The organism is Synechococcus sp. MIT S9507 (assembly GCF_047304715.1).
In the GTDB taxonomy this organism is placed as follows: Bacteria; Cyanobacteriota; Cyanobacteriia; order PCC-6307; family Cyanobiaceae; genus Synechococcus_C.
Genome location: NZ_CP138970.1, coordinates 1,594,366 through 1,613,240, shown reverse-complemented (window position 1 = coordinate 1,613,240; position 18,875 = coordinate 1,594,366). Strand labels below are relative to the sequence as shown.

Genomic DNA, 18,875 nt, shown 5'->3' with positions numbered 1-18,875 from the left:
CGGCAGGTGAATCCATGGTATGTAGCCATGAGCACCTGCGCTCCTCTTGTGATGATAAACGCGCCGGGGACCGTCCTGAAGCTTGACCAGTTCAGGCTTCGTTACCCGGGAAGCCAGGCATGGACCCTTGATGGGCTTGACCTGCGGCTGCATGCCGGCGAACGCCTGGCCCTGGTGGGCCCCTCGGGCTGTGGGAAGAGCACGGTGGCCAGAGCCGCACTGCAACTATTGCCCCATGGCAGCAGTTGCGAAGGAGGTCTGTCCCTGAACGGTCAGGATCCCCGCAATCTCAGCCTGGCCGATCTGAGGTCATTGCGCGGCAGGTCGGTGGGACTGGTTTTTCAGGATCCGATGACACGCCTGAACCCCCTGATGACCGTGGGTGCTCATCTGCTGGACACACTGCGCGCCCACAGGCCGGACATGGGTGACGCAGAACGCCTCAAGCGAGCCGAGGAGCTGCTGGAGCAGGTGGGCATCGGTGCCAACCGCTTCCGCGCCTATCCGCATGAGTTCAGCGGCGGCATGCGCCAGCGCCTGGCCATTGCCCTGGCCATCGCCCTGAGCCCTCCGCTGGTGATCGCGGACGAGCCAACCACCAGCCTTGATGTGGCCGTTGCTGGCCAGGTGATGGCTGCTCTGAGAGAGCTGTGCGAGCAACTTGGCAGCGCGCTGTTGCTGATCACCCACGATCTGGCCATGGCCCATCGCTGGTGCGAGCGCATGGCGGTCTTGGATGGTGGCCGCGTCGTGGAGATCAACCGCAGCGACGTGGTGTTGACCTACCCCAGCTCCAGAGTTGGACAACGACTGCTTGCGGCGGCCCGGGCAAGGGAGGGAGGCAGGACCCCTGAAGCACCAAACGGCGACACGGTGCTGGCTGTGCAGGAACTGCGCTGTTGGCACAACCTGGGTGGTCCACCCTGGAATCCCACCTGGCTGAAAGCGGTGGATGGCATCAACTTCCAGTTGAAGGCAGGCGAAACCCTTGGTGTGGTGGGAGGTTCTGGTTGTGGCAAGAGCACCCTTTGCCGTGCACTGATGGGTCTCACCCCGATTCGAGGTGGCAGTGTGCAGTTGCTCGGTGAGGATCTGCTGAAGCTGCGTGGACATGCAGCGCGTCAGGCGAGGCGAACCATCCAGATGGTGTTCCAGGACCCCCTGGCTTGCCTCAATCCAGCCATGTCAGTGGTGGACGCCATCGCGGATCCTCTGCGCATCCATGATCTGGCCTCACCAGCGGCGGCTCGTGAGCAGGGTCGTCAGCTGCTTGAACGCGTTGGTCTTGGACCTGCGGAGCGCTACCAGAATCGTCTCCCCCGCCAGCTTTCAGGGGGCCAACAACAGCGGGTCGCCATCGCCCGAGCCTTGGCGTTGAAGCCAAAAGTGCTGATCTGTGATGAAAGCGTGAGCATGCTCGATGCAGAAATCCAGGCAGAGGTGTTGACACTGCTTCGGCAGCTGCAGCATGAGCTGGGGCTGGCCATGATTTTCATCACCCATGACCTTTCAGTGGCCAGCGGCTTCTGCCATGGCTTGATCGTGCTTCATCAAGGACATGTGGTGGAGGAAGGTCCGGGTGACCGATTGCTGCGTGAACCGCATGCCGACATCACGCGAACACTCGTTGAGGCCTGCCCACGCCTGCCCGACTGAAATCACTTGAGGGAGACAGCCATGAGAGCAAGACAGCCAGGAGATGAATTGTTGATTGCAAATTTTCAGCAGACAACAAAAAACCGCATTCCCTGAAGTCAAAGAATCAATAAAAGGACAAAATCCTGATCACTATCAAGCCGCATCAGATCGGCGAAGGCTGACTCAAGTCTGGTGAAAACAGAAAACCACTCAACAGGCTGATCATCAGACACTGAAGATCCTTCCTTTGAAGGATGGAACACATCACTTCGAGCAAGCCTGAATAGGAAAGCGACAAACAATCAAGACTCTGAAGAAAGTCAGATTCAGACACACTTCTGACCCGAACGAGTTCCATCTGAATCACATCCCGTCGCTGCACTTGGTCTGTACTTCTCATTCATGCCATGACGCCATCTGAGTCACTGCAGGTCTCAATCGGTGGGGACATCTGGTGGGGCGGCTTCACTGCCGAGCTGTCCCTCACCAATACAGGTGATCAAGCTCTGGAAGGCTGGTCACTCAGCTTCACCAGTCCCCATCAACTTGACCCCAATGCCTGGGGAGTCGCTCTCGAAAGCGAAGGTTTAGGGAACGGACTGACGCTTTACACCCTCACAGGAACGGATTGGGGCAGTCGCATCGCAGCCGGCGCCACCATCAAGGTCGGCTTCAACGGGACCCAGGGCATTGAGCTTGGACGCGATGGCGCTCTGACAGAGGAGATGTTGTTCTCAGAGTCAGGCCTTGCCGTCGGCGACACCTCCAAGACTGATTCCGGCTCCACGATGAGCATGGATGAGGCATCAACTGGTGACATTGCCACAAGTGAGCCTTCCATGGGCATTGGGTCCATGAACGAAACATCCATGGGCGAAACATCCATGAGCGAAACATCCATGGATGGGGCAGACATGAACGGTCATGCCGGCCATAACCACGCAACACATCAGCACACCACCGCGGCCGGGCCTTACACGGACATCAACAGCTGGGGAAGCTTCCACGGCTCCAACCACAATTCCGAGCACAACGAACTGGTCGGAGGCCGCACAGCCATCACCACTGAAGCTTTGGAGGCCTACAACGGCCTGCGAGCATTCGCCGGGCTTGAAGCTGTGGGGATTGAGACCGTCGGCGAATGGGCTTTTGCCAATGGCCTTACAAACAATGCTCAGGCCTGGGGCGATGACACCAAAGGGGTCGGCCTCTGGTATGCCATGCAGGGAGCCAAGGTGGGATGGATTGCCGATCAGACCTACAACCCGCAGATCCTTGCCGACATCCAGCGATCAGCGCGACTGGAATCCGAAGACAATGTGATGAAAATGGTCCGAGAGTTCGGCCATGAGGGGTTCGCCGACTTCCTCGAACAATCCGGACTGCAGGGAACCTTCATCAACACGTTGAAGATGGAACCTCATTACGGAGGCTGGATGCATGGCCGCACCCATGGATTTTTAGACATTGAAGGCGTTGCGATTGCCCATGACATCAATCACCTCACGGTTCTGGGCTGGGATCAGGACCAGCCCTTCATGAATGACACCTTTGACTGGCCGCAATGGCCGGCGCTGGATGTATCCGACTCGACGGTGATCAACTACTACCAGGGAATTGTGTCCCTGGGTGATCCACTGGCGAAGAATCTGGAAGCACTGCCCAGTCCTGCAGCCATCAATCCGGAACCACAACCTGTTGCTGTGCCTCAGCCGATTCCTGCTGATGCAAGACCTGAAGAAACTGACCCGGTAACAGGACAAACCTTCGATGTTGAGGTCAGTGGAGATCTTTGGTGGGGCGGATTCACAGCTTCCCTGACTCTGACGAATCAGGGCGAAGAGCAACTGGATGACTGGTCGCTGAGTTTCATCAGCAATCACAGGTTCTATGGCGAATCCTGGGGAGTCGACGTGGTCACGCAGCCGTTGGATGGGGAGCTCTATCGCTATGAACTGTCCGGCGCCGATTGGGGCTCATCGATTGGCGCTGGCCAGTCGCTGACGGTGGGATTCAATGCCCTCGCAGGAACGAACCTGGAACGAACCGGAGAGCTGAACGAAACCATGCTGGTGGCACCTGGAAGCTCAATCACTCAGATCTGAGCAGGACTGGCGACCGCATAAGGATTGAGATCTGAATCATCCTGGGCCATGCCGATGGATGATTCAGATCCCGGGTCAGCGCGTTACCGGCAGATGGCTCGTTGTCGTTTTGACTGGAAAGTCGCTGCAGGGTGACCTGTGAGAGCCAAACAGCTCGGGTTGATGCTGCTGCTGAGTATCAGCACACTCTGTGGCTGCGCTGCGGGCATCATCCTTCCCCAGCCATAGGCCAATGCCGAGATCACGGATGAGCAGGACCCTGTCGACGTGATCTGGTTTCCCAATCCTCCCTATGCCGTGAACCGCAAAGGAGTACCAGCAGGGTTTGAAATCGACCTGTGGCGCATGATCGCCGAAACACGCCAGATTCCCTATCGCATCCGCAAGGCGGAAAGCTTCGAAGCACTCTTGCAAGCCATCCGGAACAATCAGGCTGACCTGGCCATTTCCGGTGTGCTGATCAATGAAAACCGCAGCAAACAATTCCATTTCACTTTTCCAACAGCCAGCAGCGACCTGAAGATCTACAAACTGGACAGCCAGGAGCCGACGGCCATAAAAATGCTGCGCATTCTGTTGTCAAGACAGGTGCTGCTGATCTTCCTGGGACTAGGCCTGATCGCCTGCATCTTCGCCCTGCCGGTGTGGTTTGTGGAACGGAAAAGACCTGATCTTGCCGACAAGCGAAAACGACACCAACTGGTCTTCATCCTTCAGAAAACTCTGCTGCTGTCCACCGACCACACGCGACAATCACGAACCCGGCTGATCTCCATCGGCTCACTGTTCGCGAGAGTATTGCTCACAGCCTATTTCACGTCCTTCATTCTGAAAGTCGCCACCAGCCAGACGAACTTGAGCACCGATTACCAGATGGCGGATCTGAACTTCGAGCTCCTGAAGATCAACACCTTCGCGGCCACCCCGGGCTACATCCAGACGTCGATCCTGAAAAGCAACGGCGCAAAAACGGTGGATTGCGACGTTGCAGAAACCTGCATCGGCATGCTGCAGGCAGGGGAGGCCAGCGCCATTCTCGACGACATGCTGACAATGCGTTCAGCCCTGAACAGCATGCCTCCAAAACCGAAGGTGACTCCAGCTTCAGGGAAACTCATGACCCTATTCATGGCCTTGGCCATCTCAGACCAATTCAGCCGCGATCCCCGCTCCCGCGCAATCAATGACGGCATCGCAAGAAGCTATTACGACGGCAGCCATACCAAATTGAGTCGTATTTGGATAAATCCTTGAACCTATTTTCGGATCCATAAGAAAGTGTCAAGACCAGCAGCGCATCCAGCGAGACCAGACAAAAACAACCTAAAAAAATTTAATTTCAGGCATAAATAATCCACGAGCCGAATCAATTATTGTCATTATTTGAGCGGCATAGCTGTTGATCAACAAATGCAATTCGACGTCAGGAACGGCGCCGAAGCACCGTCAGCAATTTCTCCAAGACGGCCGGAATCGGAGCTTCAAACAGCATCCTTTCCCGTGTAACGGGATGGTCCAATCCAAGTTGGAAGGCATGAAGAGCCTGACCGGGAAGTTCAATCGGCAATTTGCGGCAGCGGCTGTACGTGGGATCACCCAGCACCGGATGATTCATGTGCGCGCAATGCACCCGGATCTGATGGGTGCGGCCGGTATCAAGCTTGAAGCGCAGCAACGAATAATCACCAAGGCGCTCCTCCAGGCTCCAGTGCGTGCAGGCATGGCGTCCGTTATCTCCGCTCACGACCGCATATCTCTTGCGATCGACCGGATGACGGCCGATCGCCCCCACAATCGTGCCGCTGTCTCCTGAAGGCACCCCATGCACCACCGCCAGATACTCGCGTGAAGCGACGCGTTTCTGGATCTGAAGCTGCAGTCGCACCAGAGCCTCCTGACTCTTGGCGATTACGATGCAGCCGGTGGTGTCCTTGTCCAGTCGGTGCACAATTCCAGGCCGCAGCTTGCCGCTGATACCTGGCAGATCAGGACAGTGATGCAGCAATCCGTTCACCAGCGTGCCGTCTTTGTTGCCTGGCGCCGGATGCACCGTGAGACCGGCCGGTTTGTTGATCACGATCAGATGCTCATCCTCAAAGAGAACATCCAGATCCATCGGCTCGGGCTTCAGGTACGGCAGCGGCTCCGGCGGTGGCATCCACAGCTGCACTTCATCGCCCTGACGCAGCGGCATCTTGGCCTTGCCGGTCTTGCCGTTCACCCGCACGTAGCCGGCATCGATGAACTTCTGAATCCGGGCGCGGCTCTGCTCGGTGCGCTGACTGACCAGCCAGCGGTCCAGCCGCATCGGCAGCGGCTTGGGGTAGCTGAGCGAGAGCAACTCCCCCTCTCCCTCGCCGAACCCATCGGTGAAGGTCTCCTCCGGCAGCGGTGGGCGGCTCCAGGCAGGGCTCATCCCGGCAGCTCCAGGGCGATGCTTCCCAGCGCCGACTTGCGGAAATCGTCGAGCAGACGCTGAGCCATGCGCGCCGTGTCTGCAGAAGTATGGCGCTGGGCCACCGCCTGCAGCCAGAGGGCCGGGTCTTCGGTCTCACCCGAGAGGGCAGTGCCGTAGCGCCCTTCCAACACAGCCAGCGCCACGCCGGAAGCCTGCTGCTGATGCAGACCCATCAGCAAGCGCAGGAACGCCTGGGCGACCAGTTCACCGTCGTAGGCGGCCTGACCGATGTCGTCACAGAGAGCCAGGTGCAACGCCGCCTGCTGGTCATCAAGCCTGGGAGGCAACACCCCAGGCGCATCCAAAAGGTCGATGTCCTGACCAAGGCGCACCCAGCGCAGGGTGCGGGTGACACCGGCCCGGCGGGCACTGGCGACCACCTTCTGCCTCACCAGCCGGTTGATCAGCGCCGATTTCCCCACATTGGGAAAGCCCAGGGTGAGCGCCCGCACAGGCCTGGGTCGCATGCCCCTGTTGCGCCGCCGCTCGTTGAGCTGATCGCCGGCACGAATTGCCGCCTGCTGCACCTGCTTCACACCTGTGCCGGCCTTGGCATCACACCAGACCGTGCGCTGGCCCTGGGCCTTGAACCACGCTTCCCAGGCGGATCGCGCTTCTGCTGTGATCATGTCGCGTCGATTGATCACCAGCAGGTGCTGCTTGCCTTTGATCCAGCGGCTGAGGTGGGGATGGCCGGTGGCAAGGGGGATGCGTGCATCACGCACCTCGATCACCAGATCCACCTTGTCGAGATTGCGACGGAGTTGCTGTTCCGCCTTGGCGATGTGGCCTGGATACCACTGAATCGGCGGGGAACTCACGGCACCACCAACACAGGGCAGGGAGCCAGCTGGATCACCCGTGCAGCTGTGCTGCCGCTTTCGGCCTCCAAATTCACACCCCTGGTTCCCATCACGATCACATCCACATTCAACTCATCCGCCACATCACAGATCACAAACGCAGGTTTGCCCTCGCGCTCGATCAGCTCGCAGGCCACACCCGACTGTTCAAAACGATCACGGGTCCGGCTCAGCAAGGTGGCAACCGCGTCATGGTCATGCATCTCCGGCCGCTCAGGCTGCACCACCGACAGCAGCAGCACACGGCTGCCGTGAGTGCGGGCGAGCTCCAGGGCCTTGCCGGCGGTCTCAAGAGCCTCACGGCTCTGATCGATCGGAAAGAGCACGGTCTCGAACATGCTCACGCCCTCCCATCTCTGCCCTTAAGCCAGTCCTAGCGCCGGGCCTGCAGAACTCGGGTTAATCTCTCACCGTCTTATTACCGCACCACACAACCCCCATGGCGAAGCGTTCCCTGGCCAGCCTCTCCGGCGCCGACCTCAGCGGAAAACGTGTTCTCGTGCGGGTCGATTTCAACGTCCCCCTGAACGATGCCGGTGCGATCACCGACGACACCCGCATCCGTGCGGCGCTGCCCACGGTCAAGGATCTGATCGATAAAGGCGCCAAGGTGATCCTGTCCGCCCACTTCGGACGGCCCAAGGGTCAGGTGAATGACGCCATGCGTCTCACCCCCGTTGCCGCCCGTCTGAGCGAACTGCTCGGCAAGCCTGTCTCCAAGACCGACAGCTGCATCGGACCTGACGCTGAAACCAAGGTCAACGCGATGGCGGATGGTGACGTGGTGCTGCTGGAGAACGTGCGCTTCTTTGCGGAAGAGGAGAAGAACGAAGCAGATTTCGCCGAAAAGCTGGCCGGGCTGGCTGAGGTGTACGTGAACGATGCCTTCGGTGCTGCCCACCGCGCTCACGCTTCCACCGAAGGCGTGACCAAGTTCCTGAAGCCCTCCGTGGCCGGCTTCCTGATGGAGAAGGAGCTGCAGTACCTGCAGGGTGCCGTCGACAATCCCAAGCGCCCTCTGGCTGCAATTGTGGGCGGCTCGAAGGTGAGCTCCAAGATCGGCGTGCTCGAAGCCCTGATCGACAAGTGCGACAAGGTGCTGATCGGAGGCGGCATGATCTTCACCTTTTACAAGGCACGCGGGTTGTCAGTGGGCAAGAGCCTTGTGGAGGAAGACAAGCTGGAGCTGGCCAAGGAGCTGGAGGCCAAGGCCAAGGCCAAGGGTGTGCAGCTGCTGCTGCCCACCGACGTGGTGCTGGCCGACAACTTCGCTCCCGACGCCAACAGCCAGATCGCTGACATCAATGCGATTCCCGATGGCTGGATGGGTCTGGACATCGGTCCTGACTCCATCAAGGTGTTCCAGGACGCACTGGCGGACTGCAAGACCGTGATCTGGAACGGCCCCATGGGCGTGTTCGAATTCGACAAATTCGCCGCCGGCACCAACGCCATCGCCACCACCCTGGCCGAACTGAGCGGCAAGGGCTGCTGCACGATCATCGGCGGCGGCGACTCGGTTGCGGCCGTGGAGAAAGCTGGTCTGGCCGAGAAGATGTCGCACATCTCCACAGGCGGTGGGGCCAGCCTGGAGCTGCTGGAAGGCAAGGTGCTGCCTGGCGTTTCCGCCCTCGACGCCGCCTGAAGACAACAAGACCCAATCCAAGGGAGGAGCTTCAACTCCTCCCTTGCCCTTGCCCTTGCCCTTGCCACCGAAAATCGCGTCGAGGCGTGAGTCCTAACCGGCGGCGTTCGGCATTCATGACCTCTCGCCCCTGCTTCATCAAGAGCCGGCGAGCCTGCCGCTGTTGCTTCATGCAGGCCTTACCGTCATCAGGGGTCTGAGCACGCTCAAGACAGCTCCTGCCGGACTTGAGCAACGCAAAACGCTTGTCATAGCTGCGTAGTGCATAGTCACGGCGAGCCTCGAACAAGCGCTGCTTCTGGCTGTCGGTGAGATTCGACTTAGGCATCCTTCGGCCCGGAGCCGCTTCAGCGAATCCGCCGCTTTGCTGCAAGGCAGCAGCTGTGAAGGCGACGCAGGGAATCAGCAGTACCCGTCGCCAGCGGTTGTTGAGCGCCATGAAGACCGTCAACAGTGAACGCACTCAGAGTGCTACCGCTGCCGGGCCAGGATCTGACTCAGATGGCCTCAAACCATGACCAGATGTGAGCTCACGCCAGAGAGCCAACTGGCCTTCATCGGCCTCGGAGCCCTGGGGTTACCGATGGCGCTGAACCTGCGGGCAGCGGGCTACCGACTTCGGGTTCACACCCGCAGCCGATCAGCGGAATCCGATCCTGGCCTGGCCGGCAGCTCACCCGCAGACAACCCAGCAGCGGCGGTGCGCGACTGCGATGCACTGCTGCTCTGCGTCAGCGACGATGCCGCCGTGGAAGCTGTTCTCTGGGGTGAGCAGGGCGCTGGACCCGCTCTGCAGCAGGGCAGCCTGGTGATCGACTGCTCCACCATCAGCCCGTCCACCGCCACGGCGATGGCTGAACGTCTCTCTGAACGAGACATCTCCTACATCGATGCTCCCGTGACCGGTGGCACGGAAGGAGCCAAGGCCGGAACTCTCACCGTGCTCTGCGGCGGAGGAACTGCGGCAGTGGAGACAGCACGACCAGTGCTGGAGGTGATCGGCGGCTCAATTCACCATTTTGGTGCTGTAGGCAGTGGCCAGAAAGTCAAAGCGATCAATCAGGTGCTGGTGGCCGGCAGCTATGCCGCGGTGGCAGAAGCCGTTGCCCTCGGACAGCACCTGCAACTGCCGATGGAGCAGGTTGTGGATGCACTGCGTCAGGGGGCTGCCGGTTCCTGGGCACTGGAGCACCGCTCAGAGGCCATGCTCAACGACGCCTATCCGCTTGGCTTCAAGCTGGCTCTGCATCACAAGGATCTGGGCATTGCACTCAACGCCGCTTCACGGACAGGCCTGAAGCTGCCGATCACTGAAGCCGTGTACGCCCAGGAGCAGTCATTGATGGAGGCCGGACTGGGGGATGCGGATGTCTCCGCTCTGCGGCGCAGTCTTCCTGCGAACCCCAACCCTGTTCAGCAGTTCAAGGATTGAGCTTGCTCTTGTCGTCGACCACCTGCACCCGCTTGCTGACCGTGATCACTCCATCGGGATGCACCAGCAGGGCCGCCCAGGTCTGAACACCGGGCTGAAAGGGAGCCTGCACCGACTTGAACAACCCGCCACCACCAAGCGGTTCCAGCGGGACATCCGGGCTCTCCTGAACCAGCACCTGCTGGGCCGTCACAGGGGTGAGGCCTCCAGCCAGCAAAGCTTTACCAAGGGGCTGATCCAACACCACATCCACGTCGTAACGGCTGCCGGTGAGCACCCTGTCGGGGATCATCAGCGAGATCGGCAAAGGCTTTCGAGCACTGGTGAGCACCGACTGATCACTGAGCACCTCCTGATCCGTGATCAACCCTCCTTCAACGGACAAGGCCACACGCTGCCTGGCTTTGAAGGAATAACTGAGACCATCCTGCTGACGGGTTCCGCTGACGGCCAGATTCACTGTGGAACGCCCATCAGCCAGGGGTTGTCCTGTCCTGACAGCCCAGCGGGTCTCGGGAAAACGCTTGCCGAAACGACGAAAGCGATCGATCAGGGTCGTGGCCTGATCCGGTGCCATCAAGGCCGACAGAGCCTGAACACGATCGTCTGCATTGAGAGCCTGTTGCAGCCTGGTGCTGAGAGCTGAGTCATCACCTCTGGCCGCCGGTACCGGCAGGGTGCTGATCACCGCCGCGCCCGAGAGCAAAGAGATCAAAGAGGCTCGCAGGAGCGGAACCATGAATCAGCCTCAACAGTCGAACTAAGTTAGGCCGCGCTTTCGTGGTCTGCTCCCATGCCCCGGCTTCTCATCGCCGCCAGCGGCACCGGCGGCCATCTGTTTCCAGCGCTGTCGGTGGCGGAAGCGCTTCCAACCGACTGGAGCGTGCGCTGGCTGGGTGTTCCAGATCGTCTGGAAACGACTTTGGTGCCTGAAAAGTACGGCCTGGTGACCGTTAAAGCAGGAGGTCTGCAGGGCCGAGGCCTGCGCAAGCTCATCCAGTTGATGCGGCTTCTGGGTGCCAGTCGCGACGTGCGCAGGCTGATCAGGAGAGAAAAGATCGATGCGGTGTTCACCACGGGGGGTTACATCGCCGCGCCGGCCATTCTTGGAGCCCGGTGGTGCGGTGTTCCAGTTGTGCTCCACGAATCCAACGCCATTCCCGGTCGGGTCACCAGGCTGCTGGGCCGCTTCTGCACTCGCGTGGCCGTGGGCCTGGATGCGGCTGCAGGTCGCATACCCGGCTGCACGGCGGTGGTCACCGGCACTCCTGTACGAGAAGCCTTTCTTCAGCCCCAGCCTCTGCCGCACTGGGCACCGAAGGGCGAAGGACCGCTACTGCTGGTGATGGGCGGCAGCCAGGGAGCTCTCGGTCTCAACCGCATGGTGCGCGTTCTGCTGCCGGAACTGCTGAGCAAGGGCTGCAGGGTGGTGCATCTGACCGGCAACAACGACCCGGATGTGAACAGCATCGAGCACACCGCCCTTGTGGAACGGCCCTTCAGCGACGACATCCCAGGCTTGCTGCAACACGCCGATCTGGCGGTCAGCAGGGCAGGAGCCGGCAGCCTGAGCGAACTCGCCGTAAGCGGCACTCCTTCAGTGCTGGTGCCTTTTCCGCAGGCCGCAGACCGTCACCAGGATGCCAATGCCGCCTGTGCCGCAGCTCTGGGTGCTGCTGTGATCGTGCACCAGCATGACCCTAACCATCCCACTCTCCGCGACACGCTCTGGCGACTGCTTGGTCCCAGGCTTGGCGGCAAGTCCTCTGCAGACAATCCACTGCCGGCGATGAAGCAGGCCATGCACCAGCTGGCAGTTCACGACGCTGACCAGCTGCTGGCCTCACTGCTGCAATCACTGGTGCGCTGATGCTTCGAATCAGCGCACCTCCTGCTTCAGGGCTCTGAGGATGCGTCGATTGCCGCGGCGATCCTGCAGACCGATGCGCAGCCAGGTCTCCCCCAGCCCTTTAAATGAGCGACAGTCGCGCAGAAGCACCCGACGGCGGGCCACACGCTCACGCAGATCCAGCAGTGAGCCATGACCCCGTAACAGCAGATAGTTGGCGCTTGACGGCATGGGAGTCAGTTCAGGCAATGAGAGCAGCTGCTGATGCAACCAGGTCCCCTCCTGATCGACCCAGGCCTGCACCCGCTGCAACCAACGGTTCATTGCGGTCTGATCACCGAACACCGATCGACCGGCAGCCAGCGCCAGGCCATTCACAGGCCAGGGATCACGCCATCGCTGCCAGCGCTTCAGACGCTCCGGTGAGGCCACGGCATAGCCCAGACGCAGTCCTGCGATCGCCAGCAGCTTGGTGAGACTGCGGATCACCACAAGATTGGGGCAGGTCGTCACCAGCGGCAGCAGCGACTGCGCTTCTCCACCCGGTACGAGTGGCAGGAAGGCTTCATCGCAAATCACCAGTGAGTAGTGATCCAGCAACGGCGCAAGGGAGGAGCGGCTCCAGAGCTGTCCGGTGGGATTGTGGGGATTGGTGATCCAGAGCACCTGAAAACATGGATCCAGCTCTCGCTGAAAGGGCCAGGGCTGCGGCCAGGTTGCGCTCCAGCTCAGGTTGAGAGGCAGGCTGCAGAAAGCACCATCCCAACAACCGAGAGCACGGCGATAGTCCGCAAAGCCCGGATCAGGCAGGCCACTGACACCACATACAGACGCATCCCGTGCCGCCCAGGTGAACAGTTCCGCCGCACCGTTGCCAGGCAGCACCGCCTCCGGCTGGAGACCATGCCAACGCGCAATCACCTGGCGCAGTTCTCGCTGGTCACGGTCGGGGTAGTCGCGCAAAGCACTCCCCGCGATCGCCTGCTTCAACGCACGCCGGAGCACCCGTGGGGGTCGAAAAGGCACCAGCGAAGCGCTGGCATCCAGGAGCTGCGACGGGCTGAGGCCTAGGCGTGAGGCCTCCTGGATGAGATTGCCTCCATGCGGTGGAAGGCCGCTGCTCAAGATCAACGCAGGCGACACACCACACCATCCTGCCCAGTCGCTCTCGACGACGGCAGCGGAGACCGATACAACCAGGCAGCGCAGAGCTGCGGCCCATGAACAACACCCAATGCGCCCTGGCCAGCATCGGCAAGCTCTCTCAGGTTGTGATGCTGAGCGCTGTGCTGGGTATGGCCAGCAGCCAAGCCAGGGCCAGTGATGCGCTGATTCAGGTGCTGCAGGAGCGAAGCTGCAGCGGCTGCCGACTGGCGGATGCCGATTTAGTTCACGCTGACCTGCGTGATGCTGACCTCAGCGACGCGAAGCTGATGCGGGCCAATCTGGGACAGGCTCAGCTGGATGGCGCTGACCTCAGCGGTGCCGATCTCAGCTTCACCAGCCTGCGCGGCGCCTCGCTGCGAGGGGCCAACCTCACGGGGACTCGGCTGTACGGAACAGATCTGCGCGATGCGGATCTGACCGGTGCGCAGCTGACTCCCAATGCCCTGGATGAAGCCCACTGGCAGGGGGCCAGTGGAATCAGTATTGGCATCCGTAGCCATGCAGCCCTGCATAACGCAGGCGTGGAGGCGTTCCAGGCCGGCCGCTGGTCAGCCGCTGAGCAGCTGTTCAGCAATGCGATCCGCAGTGATCCGGCCGAACCCCTCAGCTGGGTGGCCCGGGGCATCAGCCGCAGCGAACAGGCCAAAGACGACCTGGCCGCCTCCGATTTCCGCTACGCGGCGTCGTTATATCAAGCCCAAGGATCCGAAGACTGGGCGAACCAGCTGACAGCTACTGCCAAGTCGGTGAACAAGCGACGCTTCGAGAGCAACGCATCAAACGAAGGGAAAGGGATGGGCGGCCAACTCTTGCAGGGCGCCATGGCCGGACTGCGGATGCTGGCGCCGATTGCAGCCAAAGCCCTGGTTCCAATGGGGCTGGGTTTCTAGGCCGCCCCCCGCTCAGGAGCCGCTCATGATCTGCCGAGCAGCCGGGAGGCTGGGGCGGTAGCCATAGCCATAACTTCCTCCCTGAGTGTCATCGATGATGCGCGGCGTCACCAGAATGACGAGTTCATTTTTTGAACGATCGCCATTGGAGCTCCGAAAAAACTGTCCAATGAACGGGATGTCTCCAAGGATGGGCCATTTCGTGACCGCCTGAACATCATTATCAGAAATTACGCCTGTGAGAATAAGTGTCTGCCCGTCCCGGACCCGTATATTCCCAGTATCAAGTGTTCGACTATTAATAATATTGATATTCCCGCAATTAGCAACCGCCTGAGGGTTGCCAACTTCAGCCGAAATTTCAGGAGATAAAGAAAAAGTGACAAATCCATTGTCGTCAATTTTCTCCACCCTGGCACCAAACGTCAGACCAGCATTACTGAAGACAGGCTGGCAGAAATTATTGCCATTGACGTCCTGTTTCACCTCAAAAGAAGTCACAAGCTTCCTACCCACAGAAACCAGGGCTTCGTTAGAGCGCTCCCGCCCAACCTTGCCATCAGCAGAAATCTTCGAATCGTCGGAGCCTTGCGTGACTTCAGACCCTTCCTGGATAATCAACGTAGGACTCGCCAAAATTTTGGTTGACGTCGACTGAATTTGAGCCGCCAGGAAATCAAAAAACTGATTGACCGGATACTGAAATCGCGTAGGAGGCTCATAAGTGATCCGGCCTTCCTCACCAACTTCACTGACTCCAGGCTGCAAGGGATTATCGAATGTTCCAAAATCAGGGCGGTAAGGTCCCACCAGGGGAGCCCCATCAGGACCGACACGCGTGGTTGAACTAGGCAACGGATATGAAGAAGTCGGTCTGTCGATAAATCCAGCACCTCCCGACAAGGCTCCCGTGCCAGGAATCGGGGTTGTGCCTTCCTGAGCGTTATATCGCCCTGGCAAGCCACCTTGCTCACTGCCAGGCGGCTTATAGGCCCCAAAATTAGCCAGCAATTGGCCGTTTTCGCTAACAATGAACGCGTTGCCGGAGCGGAAGGCGAAGCTGTTGTTGATTTGAGAATCGTTTGTCAGTGTTATATCCAATATCTTGACGTTCAATGCAACCTGCCTCTGGCGCAAATCAATCTGTTTCAGATAGCCTTCAGCAATCGCAACCAACTGAGAGTCGCCGACCAACGTCACTGTCGAAAGGCGTGAATCAGTCGTGACAATGAGGCCCCTCAGAGGTCCAGTGGAGGCACCGAAACTTTCACTCTCCAAGAGTGTGGAATTGGTCTGTGATGTCTGATTGCTAAGCTGCGCTGTCCCCGAAGATGCAGGCTCACCCGTTGTGGTTGTGATCGTATTCGTCAGATTGAATGTGGCTCCGAGATTTCCCAGATACTCCGCGGCGGAGCGGGCACTCACCTGATTCAGCCGAATCACCTTCGACATCTGCGGTCCAAAGGTTTTGGTCGCAGCTGCCTTGCCCACTAGCAAAGTGCGGCCATCCAATTTGCCCTGCAACCCAGAGGCCATTAGCACTCCATTCAGAGCACGCGCATAACTTTCGTTCTGGAAAACCATCGAAACAGTGCCTCCCTGAGGACCCTCTTGAACGCCGGAGGCACCCATACCGCTAACGGCAGCGGGATCAGAAACGAACACAAAGCCATAGCCCCCTAATCGAGCCAGTGCCATCAGCGCATCCTTGGCAGGTGCATTGTTCAAGGTGAGGGTCACCGGCGGACCAGTGACATTCACAAAGCTTCGGTTCTGAAGCACCATCGTTCCCACGGCCATATCGCCGAGCGGTGGAGCCACAGCCCTTGGACGCAGGGATGGGGCATAGCGAGCCTGAGGAACCACTCCCGGCATATTCAGATCCAATCGTCCGGTCTGCAGGGTCGGGCCCGCCACAAGACCAGGAAACTGCAGGACCAAATTGCGGCCATCGGCACTCACCACAGGCTCCTGCAACCTCATTCCCGGTTGGGGAACCACCTCAAGTTGATAGGCATTACCCTACCCCTTGATGGTCACCCGCTTCAAACCCGAAGCAGGATCAGACAACTGATTGCGTCCACCGCTCAATTCGGGAGTGTCCTGCGTCTGCAACCTGCCTTCCCACACCTGGCCATTGAGGCGTTGCTGCAACACCGGTCGTGCACCAACCCCCTTGATCACCACCTCCACTACGCCATCACCTCGTCTCATGCCCAGGGAAATAGTCCCCTGAGCCAGTGCCGTCCTGGAACCTGATCGAACAGCTACATCAAGCAGGCCAACCTCAGCTGCTGCAACACCAGCGACAAGCAAAAGCGCTGTGAGTCGGGAAGGGGTGAACGGCATACCCGGGCCTGGACCCCATCAACACGGGCGGATGGTATCGATCAGATTCTTCATGGGCCAGCCCTTGAGCAACTGCTGAAGACAGCTGTTGAGAACTGCTGCTTACGAAGGAGGTTGAGCCCCATCCCTCATTCCAGCAGTGCCTTCATCGCGACCGGATGCGTTGTCAACTTTCGGCGCCTGATCAAAGAAGGTCAGCCTCAGCTTCAAACGTGTTCGGGGCGGCCCGATGTTCACCGGCTGATCCTCAGCCTCGTCAGGAGCTTCAACAGCGGTGAGCTCAAGATCACTGGGCTGCACCTGAAGCTCAAGCAGCTCCATCCGCCTCAGGAACTGCAATAGCCCCTGATAAGGCCCAACCACCTGCAGTAATACCGAGCTTTTCTCGTATCCCAGAGTCTTGAGCGGATCACCGCTTGCTGAAGGCCTCTCATCACCCTTGGTCTGCTGATCCTGGTTGCTGCCGGAGTCCGAGGCCTCCGGTGCACTGTCTGTGTCAGGTTCATACGAACTAATCACCACTCCGCTGGCGGAAGAGATGCGACTCAGCTGCGCCAGAAACGTCTGAATCTGTCCACGGCCAGCCACAAGGTCCACCAGCAGAGCCTGCTGCTGCATCACCTCAGCCAGAGCTTGTTCGCTCTTGACGAACTGGGCCTCCAGAAGAGGGATCGTGTCGCGCTTGCCTTCCAGCTCCACCAGACGCTGGCGCTGCCGGTCAATCCGTTCCAAGACCGGCAATCCAAATGCGACGAACACACCCGCTGCAAGCGCCAGACCCAGCAGCCCAGGGGCAGCCACCAACAGGCGCTCTCTGGTGATTTGCTGCCGCCAGGCCGGACGATCAGGGCTGAGATTGGTCAAGGAGCAACCCCCTGTTGCGCCAGCAGGCGATAACGCTTGACAAGGCCTGACGCACCGAGCTGCTGCAACTGCTGAATGGAGGGTCTGGCCATAGGATCGAGCGACCAGTCGAGGCTGAAGTTCACCGAAGGAGTCTCGCCGTCATCACCCTCATCACGGCTGAGCTTCAGCACCTTGACACCATTGCGGCGGGAGATCGACAACCTCTCCAATGCAAGTGCAAAAGCGTTAACCCTCTCCAACGGTCCTGGCGTGCCGCCAAGACCGACCTTCCCGGAAATTGTGATCTGGTCGTTCTGAACGGCCAAGTCCTGGAGCTGCATGCCTGCTGGAACGACCCGACTCAACTGCTCAAGCAGGGGCGAGCCGGCCTGACCATTCACCAACTGCTCAGTGATCAAGAGATTGTCCTGACGCACCTTGGCCAGCCGTTGCTTGGCAGTGCGCAAACGCCCTTCAATCGATCGGACCCGCTGCTCGAATGGCAACAGTGTCTGCAACTGCTGCTGCTGCATCTCGATCCCACCCATCACAACGATCGAGCCAACCGACAAAAGCAACGCCGCCCCAGCGATCAAAGACCCGCGCAACAACAGCGGACCTGCGGGTTTGCATGGGCCTGAATCATCCGGCAACCCAAGCTCGCTCCGGCGCTCTCGCAGCAGATCCGGCAGCCCCTGCCCATCCAGTCGATCAGGCATCGCCAGTCCCCCGAGGTGCGATCAGAGCCAGATCGAGCAACGACATTTCGGCGTCGGAGCGCAGAGGCCCGAGCCGAGGATCATGCTCTGCAGCCCAGCCACCCTGCCACTGGCTTGAAGCGGTGACCCACCATCCCAAAGAATCCGCAGGGTCCCAGGCTTCAACCAGCCCCAGCACCTCTTCCCTGAGTGCCGGGTACTCCAAGGCCTGCAGGCTGAGATCAACCTCAGGGAAACCGTTGCGCAGCAATAACAAACGCCATCGCCCCTGCTGCTCCACCAACCAGACCAGTCGCTGATCCGCTCCAGCGTGGCCGTCGAACAAGCCACGCCAAGCCGCTGACAACAGCCATTCAGCACGGCGCAATGGCAGATCGGCCTCTTGCAATGTGTCGACCCAGGCCTGCAGAAGCTGCCGTTCGGTTCCCACCACCAGAGCCGAATCGCTTTGCGGCAGGGTGAGGATATCCAGGTAACAGTCCTGCAAACTCAATGACCAGACGAGTTCAGGCTGCAGCACCCGCAGGTCATCGCCACAGCTCAGCGCAGTCGCTGCGGCTCCCTCAAGCAAACGCCACTCGCAGCTGGAAAGCGGCAGCAACAGCTCAATGTCCACCTGGGGAAGGCTGAATCCTTTCTCAAGCAGCAGGTCAGCGATCGTCTCTCCAAGCACCTGGTGATTGAGGGGCTGGCCGGAGCGACACAGATCCGGCGGCAAATCGATGGTGGCCATCTCCAAACGATCCTGCGTCCGCCAGGCCAGATGGAGTGCCTGATCCTCCGGCGCAAGCAACACCCGGCGTGGATCCAGCAGAGCCTGAACCTGCACCAGACAGGTATCCAGGACGGGGAAACGGTCACGCAGTTCAGCCAGCCCCACGATGCAACTCCAGACCAGTGGGTACTGCGACTCT

At 59.8% G+C, this 18,875-nt stretch carries 16 protein-coding genes and 1 pseudogene; 7 read left to right on the top strand and 10 right to left on the bottom strand.

From position 1 onward, the window contains the following. Nucleotides 1–51: 51 nt before the first annotated feature. The 3 genes from SIB83_RS08420 to SIB83_RS08410 all read left to right on the top strand — a co-directional run bounded on the left by SIB83_RS08420 (nucleotide 52) and on the right by SIB83_RS08410 (nucleotide 4,997). Complete coding sequence (locus SIB83_RS08420; protein ID WP_413747337.1) at nucleotides 52–1,656, top strand: ABC transporter ATP-binding protein; 1,605 nt, start codon at nucleotides 52–54, stop codon at nucleotides 1,654–1,656. A 389-nt stretch (nucleotides 1,657–2,045) separates the two neighbouring features. Continuing rightward, nucleotides 2,046–3,743 (top strand): cellulose binding domain-containing protein, encoded by a 1,698-nt coding sequence (locus SIB83_RS08415; RefSeq protein ID WP_413745548.1) that lies wholly within the window; start codon nucleotides 2,046–2,048, stop codon nucleotides 3,741–3,743. 267 nt (nucleotides 3,744–4,010) lie between these two features. Continuing rightward, on the top strand, nucleotides 4,011–4,997 hold the full coding sequence (locus SIB83_RS08410; protein ID WP_413745547.1) for a transporter substrate-binding domain-containing protein: 987 nt from the start codon (nucleotides 4,011–4,013) through the stop codon (nucleotides 4,995–4,997). A 169-nt stretch (nucleotides 4,998–5,166) separates the two neighbouring features. On the opposite strand, the gene SIB83_RS08405 is transcribed toward SIB83_RS08410, so the two are convergent. Genes SIB83_RS08405 through SIB83_RS08395 form a run of 3 tightly spaced genes read right to left on the bottom strand, consistent with a single transcriptional unit; the run spans nucleotide 5,167 to nucleotide 7,402 of the window. Then, nucleotides 5,167–6,159 (bottom strand): RluA family pseudouridine synthase, encoded by a 993-nt coding sequence (locus tag SIB83_RS08405; protein ID WP_413745546.1) that lies wholly within the window; start codon nucleotides 6,157–6,159, stop codon nucleotides 5,167–5,169. Continuing rightward, a complete protein-coding gene (gene ylqF / locus SIB83_RS08400; protein WP_413745545.1) occupies nucleotides 6,156–7,022 on the bottom strand; it encodes a ribosome biogenesis GTPase YlqF in 867 nt (288 codons plus the stop codon). The genes SIB83_RS08405 and ylqF overlap by 4 nt, the downstream gene beginning before the upstream one ends. Continuing rightward, nucleotides 7,019–7,402, bottom strand: a complete 384-nt coding sequence (locus SIB83_RS08395) for a universal stress protein (protein WP_413406241.1) — start codon at nucleotides 7,400–7,402, stop codon at nucleotides 7,019–7,021. The genes ylqF and SIB83_RS08395 overlap by 4 nt, the downstream gene beginning before the upstream one ends. Nucleotides 7,403–7,503: 101 nt before the next feature. On the opposite strand from SIB83_RS08395, the gene SIB83_RS08390 reads away from it, so the two are divergent. Further along, complete coding sequence (locus tag SIB83_RS08390) at nucleotides 7,504–8,709, top strand: phosphoglycerate kinase (RefSeq protein ID WP_413745544.1); 1,206 nt, start codon at nucleotides 7,504–7,506, stop codon at nucleotides 8,707–8,709. Nucleotides 8,710–8,740: 31 nt separating this feature from the next. On the opposite strand, the gene SIB83_RS08385 is transcribed toward SIB83_RS08390, so the two are convergent. After that, entirely contained in the window at nucleotides 8,741–9,172 is a 432-nt protein-coding gene (locus SIB83_RS08385; RefSeq protein WP_413745543.1) for a hypothetical protein, read from the bottom strand. Nucleotides 9,173–9,223: 51 nt separating this feature from the next. Here SIB83_RS08385 and SIB83_RS08380 point away from each other — a divergent pair, with 51 nt between their 5' ends. After that, nucleotides 9,224–10,141: an NAD(P)-dependent oxidoreductase gene (locus tag SIB83_RS08380; RefSeq protein WP_413745542.1), complete on the top strand. Its 918-nt coding sequence runs from the start codon at nucleotides 9,224–9,226 to the stop codon at nucleotides 10,139–10,141. On the opposite strand, the gene SIB83_RS08375 is transcribed toward SIB83_RS08380, so the two are convergent. Beyond that, the gene (locus tag SIB83_RS08375) at nucleotides 10,131–10,880 is read right to left on the bottom strand and encodes a hypothetical protein (RefSeq protein WP_413404976.1); all 750 of its coding nucleotides are present in this window, start codon (nucleotides 10,878–10,880) and stop codon (nucleotides 10,131–10,133) included. The two genes, SIB83_RS08380 and SIB83_RS08375, sit on opposite strands and share 11 nt — an antisense overlap. A gap of 54 nt (nucleotides 10,881–10,934) precedes the next feature. Between SIB83_RS08375 and SIB83_RS08370 the strand changes: the two genes are divergently transcribed. After that, nucleotides 10,935–12,011, top strand: coding sequence for a UDP-N-acetylglucosamine--N-acetylmuramyl-(pentapeptide) pyrophosphoryl-undecaprenol N-acetylglucosamine transferase (locus SIB83_RS08370; RefSeq protein ID WP_413745541.1), 1,077 nt, complete (start codon nucleotides 10,935–10,937; stop codon nucleotides 12,009–12,011). Between the two features lie 9 nt (nucleotides 12,012–12,020). On the opposite strand, the gene SIB83_RS08365 is transcribed toward SIB83_RS08370, so the two are convergent. Next, complete coding sequence (locus SIB83_RS08365; protein ID WP_413745540.1) at nucleotides 12,021–13,115, bottom strand: pyridoxal phosphate-dependent aminotransferase; 1,095 nt, start codon at nucleotides 13,113–13,115, stop codon at nucleotides 12,021–12,023. A gap of 95 nt (nucleotides 13,116–13,210) precedes the next feature. Here SIB83_RS08365 and SIB83_RS08360 point away from each other — a divergent pair, with 95 nt between their 5' ends. Beyond that, nucleotides 13,211–14,047 (top strand): pentapeptide repeat-containing protein, encoded by an 837-nt coding sequence (locus SIB83_RS08360; protein ID WP_413745539.1) that lies wholly within the window; start codon nucleotides 13,211–13,213, stop codon nucleotides 14,045–14,047. Nucleotides 14,048–14,059: 12 nt separating this feature from the next. Here the strand turns inward: SIB83_RS08360 and SIB83_RS08355 are convergent. From SIB83_RS08355 to SIB83_RS08340, 4 genes and pseudogenes are all read right to left on the bottom strand, one after another. Continuing rightward, nucleotides 14,060–16,396, bottom strand: a pseudogene (locus SIB83_RS08355) (type II secretion system protein GspD). A 102-nt stretch (nucleotides 16,397–16,498) separates the two neighbouring features. Next, nucleotides 16,499–17,260: a hypothetical protein gene (locus tag SIB83_RS08350; RefSeq protein WP_413404968.1), complete on the bottom strand. Its 762-nt coding sequence runs from the start codon at nucleotides 17,258–17,260 to the stop codon at nucleotides 16,499–16,501. Further along, the gene (locus tag SIB83_RS08345; RefSeq protein ID WP_413745538.1) at nucleotides 17,257–17,961 is read right to left on the bottom strand and encodes a PilN domain-containing protein; all 705 of its coding nucleotides are present in this window, start codon (nucleotides 17,959–17,961) and stop codon (nucleotides 17,257–17,259) included. The genes SIB83_RS08350 and SIB83_RS08345 overlap by 4 nt, the downstream gene beginning before the upstream one ends. After that, entirely contained in the window at nucleotides 17,954–18,841 is an 888-nt protein-coding gene (locus SIB83_RS08340; RefSeq protein WP_413745537.1) for a hypothetical protein, read from the bottom strand. Before SIB83_RS08340 ends, SIB83_RS08345 begins: the two co-directional genes overlap by 8 nt. Between the last annotated feature and the right edge of the window lie 34 nt (nucleotides 18,842–18,875).

Excerpts from the sequence above, each read along its gene's own strand:
- SIB83_RS08380 (WP_413745542.1), top strand. The coding sequence starts at position 9,224 with ATGACCAGATGTGAGCTCACGCCAGAGAGCCAACTGGCCTTCATCGGC.
- SIB83_RS08345 (WP_413745538.1), bottom strand. The coding sequence starts at position 17,961 with ATGCCTGATCGACTGGATGGGCAGGGGCTGCCGGATCTGCTGCGAGAG.
- SIB83_RS08420 (WP_413747337.1), top strand. The coding sequence starts at position 52 with ATGATAAACGCGCCGGGGACCGTCCTGAAGCTTGACCAGTTCAGGCTT.
- SIB83_RS08360 (WP_413745539.1), top strand. The coding sequence starts at position 13,211 with ATGAACAACACCCAATGCGCCCTGGCCAGCATCGGCAAGCTCTCTCAG.
- SIB83_RS08395 (WP_413406241.1), bottom strand. The coding sequence starts at position 7,402 with ATGTTCGAGACCGTGCTCTTTCCGATCGATCAGAGCCGTGAGGCTCTT.
- SIB83_RS08405 (WP_413745546.1), bottom strand. The coding sequence starts at position 6,159 with ATGAGCCCTGCCTGGAGCCGCCCACCGCTGCCGGAGGAGACCTTCACC.
- SIB83_RS08415 (WP_413745548.1), top strand. The coding sequence starts at position 2,046 with ATGACGCCATCTGAGTCACTGCAGGTCTCAATCGGTGGGGACATCTGG.
- SIB83_RS08370 (WP_413745541.1), top strand. The coding sequence starts at position 10,935 with ATGCCCCGGCTTCTCATCGCCGCCAGCGGCACCGGCGGCCATCTGTTT.
- SIB83_RS08375 (WP_413404976.1), bottom strand. The coding sequence starts at position 10,880 with ATGGTTCCGCTCCTGCGAGCCTCTTTGATCTCTTTGCTCTCGGGCGCG.
- SIB83_RS08390 (WP_413745544.1), top strand. The coding sequence starts at position 7,504 with ATGGCGAAGCGTTCCCTGGCCAGCCTCTCCGGCGCCGACCTCAGCGGA.